Annotated in this window: 15 protein-coding genes; 7 read left to right on the forward strand and 8 right to left on the reverse strand. The window is 71.0% G+C overall.

Translation table 11 applies throughout. The features are described 5' to 3' along the window. Nucleotides 1-312 precede the first annotated feature (312 nt). From AB0C46_RS11675 to AB0C46_RS11695, 5 genes are all read right to left on the reverse strand, one after another. A complete protein-coding gene (locus AB0C46_RS11675) occupies nt 313-723 on the reverse strand; it encodes a VOC family protein (RefSeq protein WP_362827610.1) in 411 nt (136 codons plus the stop codon). 10 nt (nt 724-733) lie between these two features. Further along, nucleotides 734-1,177, reverse strand: a complete 444-nt coding sequence (locus tag AB0C46_RS11680) for a helix-turn-helix transcriptional regulator (protein WP_362827611.1) — start codon at nt 1,175-1,177, stop codon at nt 734-736. Nucleotides 1,178-1,265: 88 nt separating this feature from the next. Beyond that, nucleotides 1,266-1,931, reverse strand: coding sequence for a response regulator transcription factor (locus AB0C46_RS11685; protein ID WP_362827612.1), 666 nt, complete (start codon nt 1,929-1,931; stop codon nt 1,266-1,268). Continuing rightward, nucleotides 1,928-3,208 carry a histidine kinase gene (locus AB0C46_RS11690; protein WP_362827613.1) on the reverse strand — a complete coding sequence of 427 codons (1,281 nt, stop codon included), beginning with the start codon at nt 3,206-3,208 and terminating at the stop codon, nt 1,928-1,930. Before AB0C46_RS11690 ends, AB0C46_RS11685 begins: the two co-directional genes overlap by 4 nt. Nucleotides 3,209-3,339: 131 nt before the next feature. After that, nucleotides 3,340-3,504, reverse strand: coding sequence for a hypothetical protein (locus AB0C46_RS11695; protein ID WP_362827614.1), 165 nt, complete (start codon nt 3,502-3,504; stop codon nt 3,340-3,342). A 76-nt stretch (nt 3,505-3,580) separates the two neighbouring features. On the opposite strand from AB0C46_RS11695, the gene AB0C46_RS11700 reads away from it, so the two are divergent. From AB0C46_RS11700 to AB0C46_RS11710, 3 genes are all read left to right on the forward strand, one after another. Next, a complete protein-coding gene (locus AB0C46_RS11700) occupies nt 3,581-4,204 on the forward strand; it encodes a hypothetical protein (RefSeq protein ID WP_362827615.1) in 624 nt (207 codons plus the stop codon). Between the two features lie 309 nt (nt 4,205-4,513). Continuing rightward, nucleotides 4,514-6,535 (forward strand): DNA helicase RecQ, encoded by a 2,022-nt coding sequence (recQ, locus tag AB0C46_RS11705; RefSeq protein ID WP_362827616.1) that lies wholly within the window; start codon nt 4,514-4,516, stop codon nt 6,533-6,535. Nucleotides 6,536-6,989: 454 nt separating this feature from the next. Then, the gene (locus AB0C46_RS11710; RefSeq protein ID WP_362827617.1) at nt 6,990-7,274 is read left to right on the forward strand and encodes a hypothetical protein; all 285 of its coding nucleotides are present in this window, start codon (nt 6,990-6,992) and stop codon (nt 7,272-7,274) included. Nucleotides 7,275-7,551: 277 nt separating this feature from the next. On the opposite strand, the gene AB0C46_RS11715 is transcribed toward AB0C46_RS11710, so the two are convergent. After that, nucleotides 7,552-8,385, reverse strand: a complete 834-nt coding sequence (locus AB0C46_RS11715) for an isocitrate lyase/phosphoenolpyruvate mutase family protein (protein WP_362827618.1) — start codon at nt 8,383-8,385, stop codon at nt 7,552-7,554. Between the two features lie 271 nt (nt 8,386-8,656). Between AB0C46_RS11715 and AB0C46_RS11720 the strand changes: the two genes are divergently transcribed. Further along, the gene (locus AB0C46_RS11720; RefSeq protein ID WP_362827619.1) at nt 8,657-9,046 is read left to right on the forward strand and encodes an ADP-ribosylation/crystallin J1; all 390 of its coding nucleotides are present in this window, start codon (nt 8,657-8,659) and stop codon (nt 9,044-9,046) included. Between the two features lie 265 nt (nt 9,047-9,311). Here AB0C46_RS11720 and AB0C46_RS11725 read toward each other — a convergent pair whose 3' ends face one another. Together AB0C46_RS11725 and AB0C46_RS11730 are read right to left on the reverse strand one after the other, a co-directional pair. Further along, nucleotides 9,312-10,832, reverse strand: a complete 1,521-nt coding sequence (locus AB0C46_RS11725) for a glycosyltransferase family 39 protein (protein ID WP_362827620.1) — start codon at nt 10,830-10,832, stop codon at nt 9,312-9,314. A 326-nt stretch (nt 10,833-11,158) separates the two neighbouring features. After that, a complete protein-coding gene (locus AB0C46_RS11730; RefSeq protein WP_362827621.1) occupies nt 11,159-14,464 on the reverse strand; it encodes a serine hydrolase in 3,306 nt (1,101 codons plus the stop codon). A 222-nt stretch (nt 14,465-14,686) separates the two neighbouring features. Here AB0C46_RS11730 and AB0C46_RS11735 point away from each other — a divergent pair, with 222 nt between their 5' ends. The 3 genes from AB0C46_RS11735 (at nt 14,687) to AB0C46_RS11745 (ending at nt 16,991) form a co-directional block, all read left to right on the forward strand. Beyond that, nucleotides 14,687-15,457, forward strand: a complete 771-nt coding sequence (locus AB0C46_RS11735) for a GPP34 family phosphoprotein (RefSeq protein ID WP_362827622.1) — start codon at nt 14,687-14,689, stop codon at nt 15,455-15,457. 260 nt (nt 15,458-15,717) lie between these two features. After that, nucleotides 15,718-16,584, forward strand: coding sequence for a helix-turn-helix transcriptional regulator (locus AB0C46_RS11740; RefSeq protein WP_362827623.1), 867 nt, complete (start codon nt 15,718-15,720; stop codon nt 16,582-16,584). A 197-nt stretch (nt 16,585-16,781) separates the two neighbouring features. Beyond that, nucleotides 16,782-16,991, forward strand: a complete 210-nt coding sequence (locus AB0C46_RS11745) for a DUF397 domain-containing protein (RefSeq protein ID WP_208683311.1) — start codon at nt 16,782-16,784, stop codon at nt 16,989-16,991. Nucleotides 16,992-16,995 lie beyond the last annotated feature (4 nt).

Consider the following 16,995-nt stretch of genomic DNA (forward strand, 5'->3'; position numbering starts at 1 on the left):
CTCCGTCAGCCACGCGGGGCGCCTTCGCGGTCTCCGTCAGCCACGCGGGGCGCCTTCGCGGTCTCCGTCAGCCACGCGGGGCGCCTTCGCGGTCTCCGTCAGCCACGCGGGGCGCCTTCGCGGTCTCCATCTGTCACGCGGGGCCGCCTTCGCGGTCTCCGTCGGCGTCGCCTGGCTCGATCTGGTCAGCCTCGCACAGGACGGCTGGTTCGCCTCCGCTTCGGCCCGTGGATCCTCTGGGCCCCGGACATGCGGCGGCAGCGCGCCGCTCCCGAGGCCCTCGACGCCCCCGTCCTCGCCCGTCCGGACGGCTCAGCGCAGCTCGTTGATGCGGAGCAGGTTGCCCGCGGGATCGCGAAAGGCGCAGTCGCGCACACCGTACGGCTGCTCGGTCGGCTCCTGGACGACCTCGGCACCGCCGGCCTGCAGCTGATCGAAGGTGCCGTCGAGGTCGGCGGTGGACAGGAGGAGGATGGCGTAGGTGCCCTTGGCCATCATCTCGGCGATGATGCGGCGCTCGTCGTCGGTGACGCCGGGGTCGGCGGCCGGCGGGTGCAGGACGATGGATGTGCCGGGCTGGCCGGGAGGGCCGACCGTGATCCAGCGCATCCCGCCGTATCCGACGTCGTTGCGGACCTCGAAGCCGAGAGTGTCGCGGTAGAAGGCCAGGGAGGCCTCCGGGTCGCTGTGCGGGAGGAAACTCGCGTGAATGCTGATGTCCATGGCAGCCACGCTAAGTGCGGCCCGGGGCCGGCGCTTCTCGATTCCTGATCGGTCTGGTCACCTGTTTCGCCACGCAGGACGGCATCCCCGCCGTCGCACGCATCGCCTGGCGCCGATAGACGCTGGGCGGCACACCGACCAGCTCGGTGAAGCGACTGCTGAAGGTGCCCAGCGACGAGCAGCCGACCGCGAAGCAGACGTCGGTGACGCTGAGGTCGCCACGACGCAGCAGCGCCATCGCGCGCTCGATGCGCCGCGTCATCAGGTAGCCGTACGGCGACTCACCGTAGGCACGCCGGAACTGGCGGCTGAGGTGTCCGGCTGACATGTTCACGCCGCGGGCGAGGGCCTCGACGTCCAGCGGCTGCGCGTACTCCCGGTCGATCCGGTCGCGGACGCGGCGCAGCAGCGCGAGGTCGCGCAGGTGTTGCGCTGTGGTGGCTCTGCTGGTCACCTACGAGATCGTGCCACGACGCATCGGAGTTGCCCACCGGAGCGGCCTCGGGCTGTGCCTCCGGGGCCGTTCTGCTTGGGGCGGGAGCCTACGAGGCTGGTGAGACGAGGCCGTTCTGCCAGGCCCAGGCGGCGATCTCGACGCGATTGCGGACCTTCAGCTTGGACTGGATGTTGGCGAGGTGGGTCTTCGCCGTGCCCGGTGAGATGACGAGTTCGGTGGCGATCTCCTGGTTGGTGGAGCCACGGGCTACCAGACGGACGATTTCGCGTTCGCGGTCCGTGAGGGTGTCGGGCGTGGGGTGGGGGCGCGAGGGCGGCGGGGACAACTGCCGGAGGAGCCGTACGGTGATCTGGGGGCTGATCAGGGCGTCGCCCGCCATCGCCGCACGGACTCCCTCGATCAGCAGGGCCGGGCCGGAGCGCTTGAGCAGGAAGCCGCAGGCGCCGTGGCGCAGGGCCGTGTGCACGTAGTCGTCGAGGTCGAAGGTGGTGACCACGACCACCCTGGTCGGCCGGGTGGCCTGCGGCCCCGCGAGCAGGCGGGTGAGTTCCAGGCCGTCGAGGCGCGGCATGCGGATGTCCGCCAGTACGACGTCCGGCCGGAGGTGGCGGGCCAGGTCGAGGGCGGTGGCGCCGTCCGCGGCCTCGCCGATGACGGTCATGTCCGGCTGCGAGTCGAGGACGAGCCGGAAGCCGCTGCGGACGTCGTCCTGGTCGTCGGCCAGGAGGATGCGGGTGGGGGTGCCGCTCATGCCGTCTCCTGGGGAAAGGTGCGGGTCTGCGGGAACACGGCCAGCACCCGCCAACCGCCGCCGTGCGGGCCGTAGGAGAGGGTTCCGCCGGTCGCCTGTACGCGTGCGCGCAGGGCGGTCAGGCCGCGTCCGCCGTGACCGTCGCGCTCCCGTCGGGCACGGAGGGCGGTGGTGGCAGCGGTTCCGGCGTCGTTGGCGACCTGGATCTCGACGGCGGGTACGGGGTGGGCGGCCAGGCTGCGGACGACAGGGGTGAGGGTCACCTCGACGCGGGCTGCTCCGGGGGCGTGACGGCGGACGTTGGTGAGGGCTTCCACGACCATCCGGTAGGCCGTGGAGCTGGTTTCGCGGGAGAGGGTTCCGGGCGTGGCGGACGGCATGGCGAGGCGGGCCTCGGTGGCTCCCGCGGAGGTGAAGCGCTCGATGAGGGCGGGCAGTTGGTCCACTCCAGGTAGAGGCTCGGGGCGGGGGCTGGGATCAGGGGGTGGGGATTTTGGTGTGGGTGCTTCCTGGGCCGCGGGGGCAGCTGCTGGTCCCGGAGCGTCCGTGCGCGTGATGCCGTTGCCCTGTGCCTCGTGCAGCATCCGTACCGTGCGGTCCATGGAAGCCAAGGCGTTCAGCCCCGCCCTTTCGATGCGTTCCAGGGCCGGCAGAGCCTGGCCCGGGTCGGCTGCGGCCACAAAGCGGGCGGCCTGTGCCTGCGCGACGATTCCACTGATGTCGTGTGCGACGAAGTCATGCAGATCCCGGGCGAGTTCGAGCTGCTGCGAGCGCCGGGTTTCGACGACCAGTCGGCGCCGCCGGTTTTCCACCAGTCGTGGATAGCCGCCAACGACAGCCGCGCCCAGCACCGGCAGCGTCCAGAAGGCGACGGCGCCGGCCAGCGGCAGCAGGGACGGCGCCGGGACCAGCGGCACCGTCCACGTCGCGACCGCCAGCCCTGCCACCACCCCCGCAGTCACCGCCTGCCGGCGCGGCGCCCAACGGGCCACCACGGCAAGGAGCATCAGCAGCACCGCCATCTCGGCCGGCCGCCACACGGCCCCCCAGGGCGTCGACGGAGGGTCGGAGGTGACCGTGGTCATCAGTGACAGACATCCGACGAGCGTCAGCGGGCGGGCGAGGCGGGCGCGTGAGCGAGGCCGGCAGGCAACGGCCCAGAGGAGCAGGGCGGCGGACGCGAGGGCCGGGACTGCTCCGTAGGGGATCGCCGCCCGTGTGCCGTACGCGAGGGTGAGGGCGGTCGGGGCTGCGAAGCCCGTTATGGCGGCGGTCACGCCACCGATCCTACGAGCGGCCGTGTGGACGCTCCCTCTGCCGAACGGCGGAGATGACGCCCGCTCCGGCGTCCGAGATCCGCTGATCGGCAGATGGCCCGGTCCGGCGGCCCGGCATCAGATTGGAGGCGTCACCGACAGGACGGCAGCCGCCAAGGCTGCTGCGTCTCCAGGGAGTTCATCGTGCCCGGCATCACTTCCTCCGCCCGTTCTTCTTCCGCCCCTTCTCCCTCCGCCCGTTCTTCTTCCGTCCCTTCTCCTTCCATCCCTTCTTCCTCCGTCCGTTCTTCTTCCATCCCTTCTTCCTCCGTTGGCAGTGCCGGTTCCGCCGCTTTCCGCCGTCGCAGGGGCGCAGTCGGAGCCGTCGCCGCCGTGGCCGTACTCGCCGCGCTGACGGGGCTCACCCCCGCCGCGTCCGCTGCGCCCTCAGGCGCCGTGGGCGTCGTGGGCGTCGTGAAGGCACCGGCCGGGCTTGGCCGGGTGAGCGGGCAGGCCCGCGTCTTCTATGCCTACTCCCCGCATGACGACATCCGCTTCTCCGTCGACGCGAAGGCCGCTCCGTTCAGCCGGCCCGTCGACGGGCTGCCTCAGGGAATGCCCACCGATGCACGGGGCACGGTCACGATCTCCCATTGGTCGCCCGAGAAAAAGCAGGGCCGACGTGCGGAGGCCGCGGTGGACTGCCTGGCCACCGGGGGCGACATGGCGACACTCAGCGCCGTGGTCACCAAGTCCGAGGACCCCGCGGAGATCGGGGAGCGGCTGGGCTTCAGCGTCAGGAGCGGGGGTCCCGGCACGGGGCGGTTCGGCTTCTCCTGGGCGGTCTCGAACGTCGACGTCGTCGATGGCAAGGCCGTCTTCCCGCATGTCGGCACCTGTATGGCACCGGCCCCGTTCGCGTCGGTGACGAAGGGCGGCTTCAAGGTCACGCACGCGGAGCTGCCGCCCCTGCCGGCGGGGTGGGGGAAGCAGGCCGACGAAGCCGGTGCCCGATGACGACGATCGAGCTGCCGACCGCCTGCTCCTGTGGCTGCTGGCGTGGGGCCGGCTCCTGGGGTGGGTGACGGACCGGCGTCCACCGCCGGCGCCGCAGGTCCGGATGAGGCCTGAGCACGGCGGCTCTCGGTCGGTACGGAGCTGCACGTAGTGTGCGGGGGCGAGGCCGTACGCACCGTGCGGAGGGGCGAGGCCGTACGTACTGTGCGAGGGATCTCGTCCCGGCTGAATGGCCGGCCGACGGTGCCGGACGGTGTGAGTTATCCACAGGGTCGACGGCGACCCCCGCGGAGCTCGTAGGCTTTCGGAATGGCTCTGGCGGACGTGGAAGTGGTCGTGGACATGGATGTGGAAGGCGCTTCGGACGCAAGCGAGGCGGTGCAGGTGCTGCGCCGGGTGTTCGGGTATGACGCGTTCCGCGGCAGCCAGCAGGAGATCATCGAGCACGTCATAGGGGGCGGGGACGCGGTCGTCCTGATGCCGACCGGTGGCGGCAAGTCGCTGTGTTATCAGATTCCCTCGCTGGTCAGAAGCGGTGTGGGGATCGTGGTCTCGCCGCTGATCGCGTTGATGCAGGACCAGGTCGACGCCCTGCGGGCGCTCGGCGTGCGGGCCGGGTTCCTGAATTCGACGCAGGATCTGGAGGAGCGGCGGCTCGTCGAGGCCGAGTTCCTGTCCGGGGAGCTGGATCTGCTGTATCTGGCGCCCGAGCGGCTGCGGGTCGAGCAGACGCTGAATCTGCTCGACCGCGGGAAGATCTCGCTCTTCGCGATCGACGAGGCGCACTGTGTCGCCCAGTGGGGCCACGATTTCCGGCCGGATTATCTGGCGCTGTCGATGCTGCACGAGCGCTGGCCCCAGGTGCCGCGGATCGCGCTGACCGCCACCGCGACCGAGGCCACGCACACCGAGATCACCTCACGGCTGCGGATGGCCGACGCCCGGCATTTCGTGGCGAGCTTCGACCGGCCGAACATCCAGTACCGCATCGCGGCGAAGAGCGAGCCGAAGAAGCAGCTGCTGGAGCTGCTGCGGAACGAGCATGCAGGGGACGCCGGGATCGTCTACTGCCTGTCGCGGGCCTCGGTGGAGAAGACCGCGCAGTTCCTGGTGGACAACGGCATTGCGGCGGTGCCGTATCACGCGGGGCTCGATCCGCGGATGCGCGCCGAGCACCAGGGCCGGTTTCTCCGTGAGGACGGGCTGGTCGTGGTCGCCACGATCGCGTTCGGGATGGGTATCGACAAGCCGGACGTCCGGTTCGTGGCCCATCTGGACCTGCCGAAGTCCGTGGAGGGCTACTACCAGGAGACGGGGCGCGCCGGGCGGGACGGACAGCCATCGACGGCCTGGCTGGCGTACGGGCTGCAGGATGTGGTGCAGCAGCGGAAGATGATCGACGGGTCGGAGGGCGACGAGGCGCACCGGCGGCGGCTGTCGGCCCATCTCGACGCGATGCTGGCGCTGTGCGAGACGGTCCAGTGCCGGCGGGTGCGGCTGCTGGCCTACTTCGGGCAGGAGAGCAGCGCCTGCGGCAACTGCGATACGTGCCTGTCCCCACCGCAGACCTGGGACGGCACAGTGCCCGCCCAGAAGCTGCTGTCGACGGTCGTACGGCTGAAGCGTGAGCGCGGGCAGAAGTTCGGCGCGGGCCAGATCATCGACATTCTGCTGGGGAAGAAGACCGCCAAGGTCATCCAGTTCGATCACGACGGGCTGAGTGTCTTCGGCGTGGGGGACGACCTCCGGGAAGCCGAATGGCGAGGCGTCGTACGGCAGTTGCTGGCACAGGGGCTGCTCGCCGTCGAGGGTGATTACGGCACGCTGGTGCTCACGGAGGCGAGCGGCGAGGTGCTGGGCGGCCGGCGCGAGGTGCCGATGCGGCGCGAGCCGGAGAAGGCGGCGCGGGCGTCCAAGTCGAAGGCGAAGGGCAAGCGCGCGGTGCCGGCGGACCTGCCGGAGGCGGCGCTGCCGGCCTTCGAGGCGCTGCGCGGCTGGCGGGGCCGTACGGCCAAGGAGCAGGGCGTCCCCGCGTATGTGATCTTCCACGATGCGACGTTGCGGGAGATCGCCATGCTCGGGCCGACGACGACGGCCGAGCTGGGCACGGTCAGCGGGGTCGGCGAGAACAAGCTCGCGAAGTACGGCCAGCAGATCCTGGACGTGCTGGCCGGGCGGGAGACTCAGGAGGGCGCGGGAGCGGGCGCGGACACCGGCGCCGACGCCGGCGCCGGCGCCACGACGGCGTCCGGGGCGGCCGAGGAGCAGCACGCCGTGCCGGAGCCCGAGGACGAGGACCTGCCGGAGCCGCCGGACGACATCGACTGGTGAGAGCGGCTGAGGTGGTGCAGTGAGCGCGGCCGGCCGCCCCGTTACTCCGTGGCGAGCAGCCGACCGTCGCCCGGCATGGACGGCTGGCTGAGCTCGCCGAGAGCGCCGGCCCGGGCTGGTGACGGTGGTCGGCCGAGCCACTGACGATGGCCGGCTGAGCTGGTGACGGTGGTCAGCTGTGCTGCTGACGGCGGTCGGCTGTGCTGCTGACGGCGGCCGGCCGAGCTGGTGAGAGTGGTCGGCTGAGCTCGGTGAGGCCGGGTCATGAGGTGCGGCTGGAGGGGGAATTCAGCCATTTTGGCCCGACCTGGGCAGGGGTCCCGTCACACGACCGATCCCAGAGATCTCGGTGACTGTTACACAACGGATGGATCGCCGTTAAGGACGCTCCGTAGCGTGCTGACTCTTATCGCATCCCTACGGCGGCGCGAGCCGCCCACGACGAGGAGTACCCATGCGGGCCCAGCGCCGCTCCGTGATCCGTACCGCCACCGTCGCGACCGGCGCGCTGGCCGTGCTGCTGCTTCCCGCAGGCGCCGCCTTCGCCGCCGACTCCACCGCTCCCTCGGAGAGCCGGACCTCGATCATGCTGCCTGACAACGGGCTGGCCGGACTGGCCGAGAAGGCCGGCGAGCTGCCCAAGGCAGGGCTGATCGGTGGCGCGGGTGCACTGGGCGTCACCGGTGCGGCGGTCGCCTTCCACCGCCGACGCCACGGGAGCCGCAGCCACCAGGCCTGAACCCGGACGCCAGGCCTGAACCCGGACGCCGGGCCTGATCCCGGACGCCCGAACTGACGCCGTAGGCCGGGGCCCCGCCCGTACGCCCGGACCGGCGCCGCACTCCCGGACCGCGCCCGTACGTCCGACCCCGCCCGTACGTCCGACCCCGCCCATACGCCCGAACCGCGCGCGTACGTCGACCTGAACCCGGACGCCGGAAGCCGGCCGTCACGCCGACAAGGCCCGACGACCCGGACGGCGAGCCCGCCCCCGGCCCCCGACGCCCCCGCCGTCCCTACTCCTCCCCCACCAGCCGCTGCACCTCCGCATAGCTCAGCACCTCGCCGCCCGCCCCGGCCGCTTCCGTCGGCTGCCGGCCCGTACGGATGGCGTCCGCCGCCGTGAGAGTGGCCTGCAGGGCGGTCCGGAAAAGTAGCGAGCCGGTGCTGATGCGGCGCACGCCGAGCTCCGCCAGACGGCTGACGGTGTGCCGCCCGGGATCGAAGAGGATGTTGAGCGGGGCGGGGATCTCGGCGACCAGAACCGAGATCTCCTCGTCGGCGATGACGCCCGGTACGAAGACACCGTCCGCACCCGCGGCCAGGTACGTCTCGGCGCGCGAGAGCGTCACCGAGAGGGGCGGTGGGCTGTCCGCCCGCCAGTGGGTGTCGATCCGGGCGTTGAGGAACAGGCCCGGTGCCCGCTCCTTCACCGCGCTGATCAATTCGGCCTGACGCACCGGATCCTGCAATCCCTCGCCGCCGGGCAGCCCGTCCTCCAGGTTCAGCCCGGCCGCCCCCGCTTCCGCCAACTCGGCGGCCAAGTCCCCCACTTGGCCGGCGTCGCCGCCGAATCCGCCCTCCACGTCGACCGTGTACGGGCAGGTCAACCGACCGTTGAGCCGCAGCGCAAGCGCCACGGTGGCGTCCCGGGCCTCGGCGAGCGCGCGCCCGTCCGGATAGCCGTGGGCCGCGGCGACGCCCAGGCTCGTGGTGCCGACTGCCGCGTATCCGGCCCCGGCGAGTGCGACGGCCGAGATGACGTCCCAGGCGTTGGGCAGCAGCAGCGGCTGGTCGGCGTGGTGCAGCGCATGGAAGTGGAAGGTGGCGTACTCCGGGGAGGTGCTCATATGGGCACCGTAGGCCGGAGTCCCTTCGGTAGGTGTCGAAGACTCGCGGCGGAGAACGGAGTCATGACCACTCCGGCGTACAGCCGCCCTGCGCCACCGCCCATCCGCCCCGCGAATCCGCACCACCCCGCTCGGCCCGGTACCTACCCCACGTCTCCCCCCGCTGCCGCCCGGCCCGGTACCCCGCGTCTCCCGCCCCCCGCTGCCGCCCGACCGCCCGCGCCCCGAAATCACCGCGCGCCCGCCCTCCCCGGCCTCGTACCGTACGAGCATGATCGAGACGCCGCGCCGGAGCGAGACCGCGCCCGCCACCCTCACCCTCTGGCGCCCCACCGGCCCCGAGGAGCTCGCCCTGGTCGAGGCCTCCGGCTGGCGCGCCTGGCCGCCGCGCCTGCCCGACCAGCCGATCTTCTACCCCGTGCTCAACGAGGACTACGCGATACGGATCGCCCGCGACTGGAATGTGCCGGCCTCCGGCGTCGGCCATGTCACCCGCTTCGAGGTCGAGGCGGAGTTCGCCGAGCGTTATCCGGTGCGGCAGGCGGGTGGCCGGACGATCCTCGAACTGTGGGTGCCCGCAGAGGAGCTGGCGGAGTTCAACCGGCACATCGTCGGGCGCATCGAGCTGGTCCGCAGCTTCCGTCCGCCTCAGGGGGAATGACCGGACGGGGAGCAACCACACGGGGAACGACCGGACGGGAAGCAACCACGCGGGGAACGACAGGACAGGAAGCAACCGCACGGGAAGCGACCCCACGGGGAACGACCGGACAAGGAACGACCGACGGCCGGTGTGAGCGCACCAGCCGCGCCCACACCGGCTGCCCCCACACCGGCCGCCCCCGCACCAGCCGCGCCCACACCAGCTGCCCCCGCACAGCCGTGCCCACCCCACCCGCGTGGTCGGTGCGCCCCGAGCCCGCCGCCTACCTCTCCCCGCCGCCTGCCTCTCCCGGCCTCCTACCTCCCCCGCCGCACTCCCCCGCCCGCCCGTACACCGTGATCCGGGCGCCCCGTACCTCCTTGGTGCGGCAGATCTCGAACGCGGCGCGCAGCGTGGACCGCTTGGCGATCTCCTGGTCGTTGTCGTCGGCGGGCTGGCCGTCCGGGTCACCGGCGACAACGATCCGTCGGGCGGCCAGCATCCGGTCGCGGATCTCGTCGCCGGAGCGCTCGGTGCCGTAGAGGGTGTGCGAGGCCAATGGGCTCCCGGCCAGCGCGAGATCGTGCAGGCCGCGGAAGTCGTGCGGCAGGGTCGCTCGCCAGATCCGCCGCCGGGACGGCATGAACAGCAGCCCGTCACCGGGCTCGGCCACCTCCCGTACGGCGTGCGCGACCGCGGTGACATCGTCGACCCGGCTGTCCGGACTGCGCAGATGGACGTTGACCGGCACCAGCACCGCCACCAGCACCACCACTGCAATCGCCCGCCGCAGCCGCCGCCCACGGGTCTGGCCCCGCTCGCCGGACGGCCTCAGCAGCCGTGCCAGCGCGGCGCCCGCGAGCAGCGCGAACCCGACCACGTAGTAGAGGACATAGCGGTCCACGTAGGCCGGCTCGACATGGGAGAGCAGCAGCAGGAGGAGGGTGGGCAGAAGCAGCAGGGGGACACCGAGGGCGCGCAGCCCGATGGGGCCGCGGGAGCGGACCCGGACACGGGCGCAGGCGAGGCCGAGGACGGCAAGCACGGCGAACGTCAGCAGCTGGAGGGGGTCGGGCCACATGAGCCAGCTGATCTGCGCCGACTGCCGGGTGCTGAACACCGCGAGCGGCGCCAGACCGGCGAGGACGGTGGCCGAAGCGAGCAGCCAGGCCCGCAGGACGCGGCGGGGCAGCCGCGCCAGGACCACCGCGGCGCCGTGCGCGGGCAGCGCCAGCACCGCGAACTCGTGCAGCAGACAGGCGGCCAGCATCAGTGCCGTATAGCCGAGCCACAGCCCTCTGCGCGGACGAGCCGCGGCCAGCACCAGCACATAGGTGGCCCAGACGACGAGCGCACAGACCATCGCGTACGAGCGGCCCTCCTGCGCGTACTGCTGCACGACCGGGATCAGCACGAAGGTGAGGCCCGCCAGCAGCCCCGCCCGCCGGCCGACCAGGCGCTGTCCCAGCAGCGCGACCCCGGTGGCGGCGAGCGTCATCGCCACCACGGACGGCAGCCGCAGGCCGACCGCATCGCCGAGAACGCCGCGGAGGGTGGCGTCGTAGCCGGTGAACCAGAGGTGCATCAGCACGTAGTACAGACCGTGCACGACATCGACATGCTGGAGCGTGGACCACAGATCGGCCAGGCCGCGGTGCGCCATGTCGTAGGTGACCGCCTCGTCCCGCCATATGGCGTCCTGCCGGCGGATCCCCCACGCCCCCAGGAACAGCATCAGCCCCGCGGGCATCAGCGCCACCGCACCCTGCGCCACCCAGGTACCGCGGGCGGCGACGGGGGACACGTGCGTCTGCTGCGCTTGCGCTACGTCGATGACGGACTCCGGTCACGCGCGGGACGGACGGACAGACAGTCAGATAGGCAGGCTCACGATAAAGCGGGCCACCGGTGGACAACCAGAGGGACGAGCAGGGCGGCGGCCACGGGCGGCGACCGGGGAAGGAACGCACGCGGTGGCCGCGGGACATGAGGAGATCAGGCCCCCGGAACCGGGCGGGGCCGGCGAACCAGGGGCCGCGGGCGGTGACCCGGGAGCCGCGGGCGGTGACCCGGGAGCCGCGGGCGGTGACCCGGAGGCCGCGGGCCGGACGCCCGCGGCCCCCGGCCCGCTCAGGTGATGCGGATGAGCTTCGCTCCGAAGGACGGCTCGACGAGGTCCTCCTGCAGGGCGACCGGCACCTTCTGCATGCTCTGGCCGTTGCCGACGGTCAGCACACCGACCTCGGTACCGGCCTTCGCGGTGTGCGGGACGGTCTTGCCCCCGTCACCGACACTCAACGTCAGCTTCTGGCCGGGGACTCCCACCGCCTTCAGGTCCTTGGTGGCGACGACCGGCGTGCGTCCGTTCAGGCCGTCGTCGACATAGCCGACGACCTGGCCCTTCTTCACCGCCGTGGCCGAGGTCAGCGCGTTGCGTACGGCCTCGATGACCTTCTGACTGTTTTCCTTGACCAGGATGAGGCTGTTGCCGCCGTTGGGGTCCAGGCCCTTGAAGTGCTGGTCCATCATCGTGCCCAGTATCAGGTGGTCCTTGCCGTCCACGGTCTTGTAGGCCGCCCAGGAGAGCGTGCCGCCGGCCGCCGTGCTGGAGCCGGTCTTGATGCCCTTGATGCTCAGGCCGGCCAGCAGCAAGTTGTCGATGTTGCTGTTGATCCGCCCCGGCAGGCCCGGGATGTCGGCGTTGGTCATGGCGACGATCGGCCGGAAGGCGTCGAACTTCATGACGGCCTCGGCCAGCTTGAGCTGGTCGACGGCGGTGCTGACGGTCTTGGGGTCCAGGCCGCTGGGGTCGGTGTAGGTGGTGTTCTTCATGCCCAGGTCCTTGGCGGCGGCGTTCATCTTCTTGACGAACGCTGCCTCGTTGGCGGACTTGGTGTCCCAACGGGCCAGCAGGCGGGCGATGTTGTTGCCGGACGGGATCATCAGCATCTTGAGCATGTCCTGCTCGCTGAACTTCTGCCCTGCACTGAGCCCCTCGATCCGGGACTCGCTCTGGGAGCCGCCCTCGGTCACCGCCTTGGCGTCGACCTCGATCTTCGGGCCCGTCTTGTCCTTCTTGAGCGGGTGGTCCCGGAGGATGACATAGGCCGTCATGATCTTGGCCACGCTCGCGGTCGGCACCGGCTTCTGCGGGCCGAACGTCCCCAGGTCCCCGGAGCCCACCACCTTGACTGCTGCCTGCCCCTGCGCGGGCCACGGGACGGCGAGCTTGCCGCCCTCGAAGGTGAACGAGGACTTGGCGTCGCCGACGGTGAGCGTCGGGTTGGGCAACGGGCGCACCGCCTGGGCGACCACGAAGATGATCACCAGCAGCACCGCCAGCGGGGTCCAGATCTTGAACCGGCGGACGACCGTGCGCAGCGGGGTCTCGGGCGGCGGCGGGGTGTTGGTGAGCTGCGCCAGGAGGTCGAGCGGCGGCAGCGGCTCCTGCTTGGTGCGCTCCGACTCGGGCAGCGCGGCGGGAGCGGCGGCGGCCGTGGCGCCCTTGGTGGCGGGCGGCATGGCGCCCGACGGGTCCGCGGGCTTGGGCGGCGCGGCCGGCTCGGCGGCCTTCGCGGACTTCGCGGGCTCGGCGGCCGGCAGCGCACCGGGTGCCTTGCCGGCCGGCTTGGCACCGGCCTTGTCGGCCGCCTTGTCCCCAGGCTTGCCCCCGGGCTTGCCCTCGTCCTTTTCAGGGGCCTTGTCAGGGGCCTTGTCAGGGGTACGGGCGGGCGTCTTCGGCGCCGTCTTGCCCAGCGACTTGCCCGCCGTGCCGTCGTCCGCCGACTTCAGCGCCACGAACTGACTGGTCCGCTCCGAGTCCCGCTCGGCGACGTTCGCAGCCTTGGCCTCGCTCTTGGCGTCGCTCTTAGCCTCGTTCTTGGCCTCGTTCTTGGCCGCGGCGTTCTTGGCCTCGTTCTTGGCCGCGGCGTCGGCCTTGCCCTCGGCGTCAGCCTTGCCCTTGCTCTCAGGCTTGTCCTTGGCCTTGCTCTTGGCCGCGTCGTTGTCCTTGGCGGGCGGGGAGATCTTGAACGCGGTGGTCGCCTGGTCGACGACCTCGTCCTCGGCACCCTTGCCCTTTAGCTTCGCAAAGGCAAAGACGCGCGTCGCGTCATCGCCCGCCGACTCCTCGGCCCCGACCTCAGCCTCTTCACCGCCCTTGCCGTTGCTGTTGCCGTCGCTGTTGCCGTCGCCCTTGCCGTCGCTCGCCGCACCGGCAGCCCCGCTGGGCTTGCTCTTCTGCGGCCCGACGGTCTTGAACACGGCGGTCGGCTGGTCGACGACCTCAACCTTGGGCCGCGACTCGGACTTGCCCTCGGACCCGGACTTGCCCTCGGACCCGGACTTGCTCCCGGAATCGGGCTTGCTGTCAGACCCGGGCCTGCTCGCGGAGCCGGGCTTACCCTCAGGCTCACCCTTGCCCTCGGGCTGGGACTTCGCCCCGGCCTCGGAGCCACCCCGACCGGCGTCGGCATCGGCGAGGGCATCGGCGTCGGACTTCGAACCGGACGCGGCAGGCTTCGACCCGGACCCGGACTCGGCCTTGTCCTTGTCCGTGACCCCGGCCGCAGCGCCCTCGCCGGCCTCCTTGTCCGCCTTCCCGCCGGCCGCGGCGTCCGCCCCCGCCGCACCCTTCGCCTCAGGCTTCACCTGCTGCTTTGCGTCGGACTTTGCGGCAGGCTTTGCTTCTGGCTTTGCTTCCGGCGTTGCTTCCGGCGTTGCTTCCGGCGTTGCGGCGGCATCCTCAACGTCGCCGTCCACCTCGCCCTCCACCTCACCGTCGGCATCCCCGGACGCCTCGGAGGCATCAGCACCGGCCTCCTTGGCCTCAGCCTTGGCCTTGGCCTCAACCTCAGCGTCGGCACCGCCGTCGCCACCCTCACCCGCCTCGGCGTCCTCGTCGCCCTTGCCCGCGACCCAGGCGGCCACAGCGGCGCGCAGGCGGGCGTCGCCACCCTCGGCGCCCCCGCCGCCCTCCTGGGCCCCCTGAGGCTCCTCAGGCGCGCTTTCGGTCCCCGACGCGTCCTCGGCCCCCGGCTCGCTCCCGGACTCCGCCTCCGTCACGGCCTCTGCCTCCGTCACGGCCCCGGACTCCGCCTCCGTCACGGCCTTCGTCTCGCTCCCGGACTCCGGCTTCGCCGAAGACTCCGGCCCGCTCGCCGGTGCGGACTTCGCCGCGGATCCCTGCTTCGCCGCAGATCCCGGTTCCGGCTTTGCCGCGGACTCCGGCTCCGCCGCGGACTTCGGCTCCGCTGCGGCCTCCGCCCCGTCCTCAGGCTTCGGATCCTTCCCGGCACCCGATTTCTTCGCCGATTCGTCCGGCTTCCCGCGGAAGGCCGACAGCCGCGGATCGCGTTTGCTCCGCGCCGTCTTCCCCGACGACTGCTTCTTGTCCGACTTGTCGGGGGACTCGCCCGCCACCGATGTCTCCTTCATACGTCCCACGCTGCTGGCCCAGTGTTCCCAAGTGTCCTGTGTCCACGTGGCCCCATCTCGCCGCCACGCGTACCGGTAGGCGCCGCACCCCTCAGAAAGATGTCGCCGACGTGCAAGACGAGAACGACATACCTACCGGTTCCCTACCGAACCCCCCACGCACTCTCGACAGATGAATGTGAGAGGGGTCACCCTGTCATTCATCCACGCGGGGAGGCATGGATGGGCAGGAGCCGCAGAACAATTCCGGAGGAGCTTCTGCTGCTCGCTTTGGACCCGACCACGGGAACCACAGCGCAGCCGCAGTCGCTCGACCTCGGCCTGGCCGGGGCACAGCTAGTAGAGCTGGCTCTGGCAGGACGGATAGCCCCAGACGGGGATCGTATCGCCGTGGTGATGGCACGGCCGACAGGAGATCCGACTTTGGACTCCGCGCTCGAACTGCTGCGCCGACGCGGCAGTCCGGTGCGCGCGGTCCACTGGATCGGCGGGCCCCGACTCGGGCTGCGCCAGACCTACCTCACGCATCTCGAACGGTGCGGCATGGTGCATGCCGTGGCGGGACAGATGTGCGGGGTGCTGCCGACGACGCGCTACCAAGCGACGGAGACGGCCATCAGCCGGGAAATCAGGGCTCGGCTGGATAATGCGATCCGCACCGGCGTACCCCCGGACCCGCGGACCGCGGCGCTCGCCGCGCTGGCCCATGCGGTCGGACTCGGCAAGCATCTGTATCCAGGGAACGAAGGGCGGTCATCGCGCTCCCGTCTCCGGGATCTGATCCGGCACGACCCGATGGGCGGGCTGGTCGCACACGCCGTCATGGATGTGCAGAACGGTGTCGCGGCCCAGCCGCGGCGGCCGCAGACGGCCGCCGCGGGAGCCGCGGGAGCCGTCCGGCAACCGGCGGCACGGGCCACGGCGGACCCGGCCGGCGCGCCGGTCCAGTCGCGGCACGCCCACGGCCGGATGGCCCGGGTAGGCGCCCGCTGACGCCGTAGAACGCCGTACGACCCCTCGTACCACCCAGCGCAGCACTCGCATCACCCGCACCACCCGTCCCCAAGTTCCGTTCGGGAGCCGCAGCAACAAGCGCGGGGTGGCGGGCCGACCGTTCTGGACGACGGCCGGCCCGCCACCCCGCGCTTCTGCTCGCTCGCCTTCTGTGTGCATTTCACTGCGCGGCGTCACCTCGGAGTGGCAGTCTGCTGAAAAGGAAACAACAGCAGTACGGAGCCGGAGGTGCACGTCCCGTGGCGTCCAATGTCAATCCCACCGTCAGGCGACGCCGGTTGGGCCAGGAGCTGCGAAGGCTCCGTGAGCTCAAAGGCATGACGGCGGAGGAGGTGGCCGAGCGGTTGCTGGTCTCCCAGTCGAAGATCAGCCGCCTGGAAAACGGCCGCCGCAGCATCAGCCAGCGCGATGTCCGCGATCTGTGCGGGGTCTACGAGGTCGAGGACCACCGCATCGTGGATTCGCTGATGCAGATGGCCAAGGATTCGCGTCAGCAGGGTTGGTGGCACGCCTTCGGCGACATCCCCTACAGCGTCTACATCGGCCTGGAGACCGAGGCGGCCTCGCTGCGGATCTACGAGTCCCTGCTGGTGCCCGGTCTGCTGCAGACCCCCGGCTACGCCGAGGCGGTCATTCCCGGCACAGTCCCCGAGCTGGCGCCCGACCATCTGGAGAAGCGCATCCAGGTACGGATGCGCCGCCAGGAGCGGGTCACCGACCCCGAGCGCCCGTTGCGGCTGTGGGTGGTGCTGGACGAGAGCGCGCTGCGGCGGGTGGTCGGCAGCCATCTGATCATGCGCGAGCAACTGGACCATCTCGTCGAGATGAGCCAATTGCCGCATGTGACCGTGCAGGTTCTGCCGTACGACACCGGTGCGCACGCCGGAATGTCGGGAACGTTCTCCATCCTGGAATTCGACGATGCCGCCGATTCCAGTGTGGTGTACATCGAGGGCGTCACCAGTGACCTCTATCTGGAGAAGACCAACGATGTGCACAAATACACGATCATGTACGAGCATTTGCGTGCGCAGGCGTTGAGTGCGGAGCACAGCCGGGAGTTCATCGCCGACGCGGCGAAATCCCATGCAGACGCCATGAGATGACGTCCACCAGGGAGTCAATAGCGCGGAATCCGGGATTCCGGCGAAAGGGATCGCACGGTACACCTGCGGTCACCCCCATGAAAAGAGATCAAGAAATAAGCCCTTCGTACGGGTGAACGGCCTCTGCGGCTCGTGATGTTGGCGCGTAGCGTCGTCAGTACCGAATCCCCGGTAACTCACAGTGAGTTGGAGTGAACATGGCCGTGCAGCCCAATTCCGCGTTCTCCTGGACCAAGTCCTCGTACTCCGGTGGCAACGGCGCTTGCGTGGAAATCGCCGTGCCGACCGCCGCAGCCATCGCAGTGCGGGACTCCAAGGACCCCGACGGTCCGCGTCTCACGTTCGACAACTCCTCCTGGCGCCACTTTGTGTCGGACGTCGCCGGCGGCGCGTTCGACGCGGCGTGACCTG

Source organism: Streptomyces sp. NPDC048637 (genome assembly GCF_040650675.1).
Classification (GTDB): domain Bacteria; phylum Actinomycetota; class Actinomycetes; order Streptomycetales; family Streptomycetaceae; genus Streptomyces.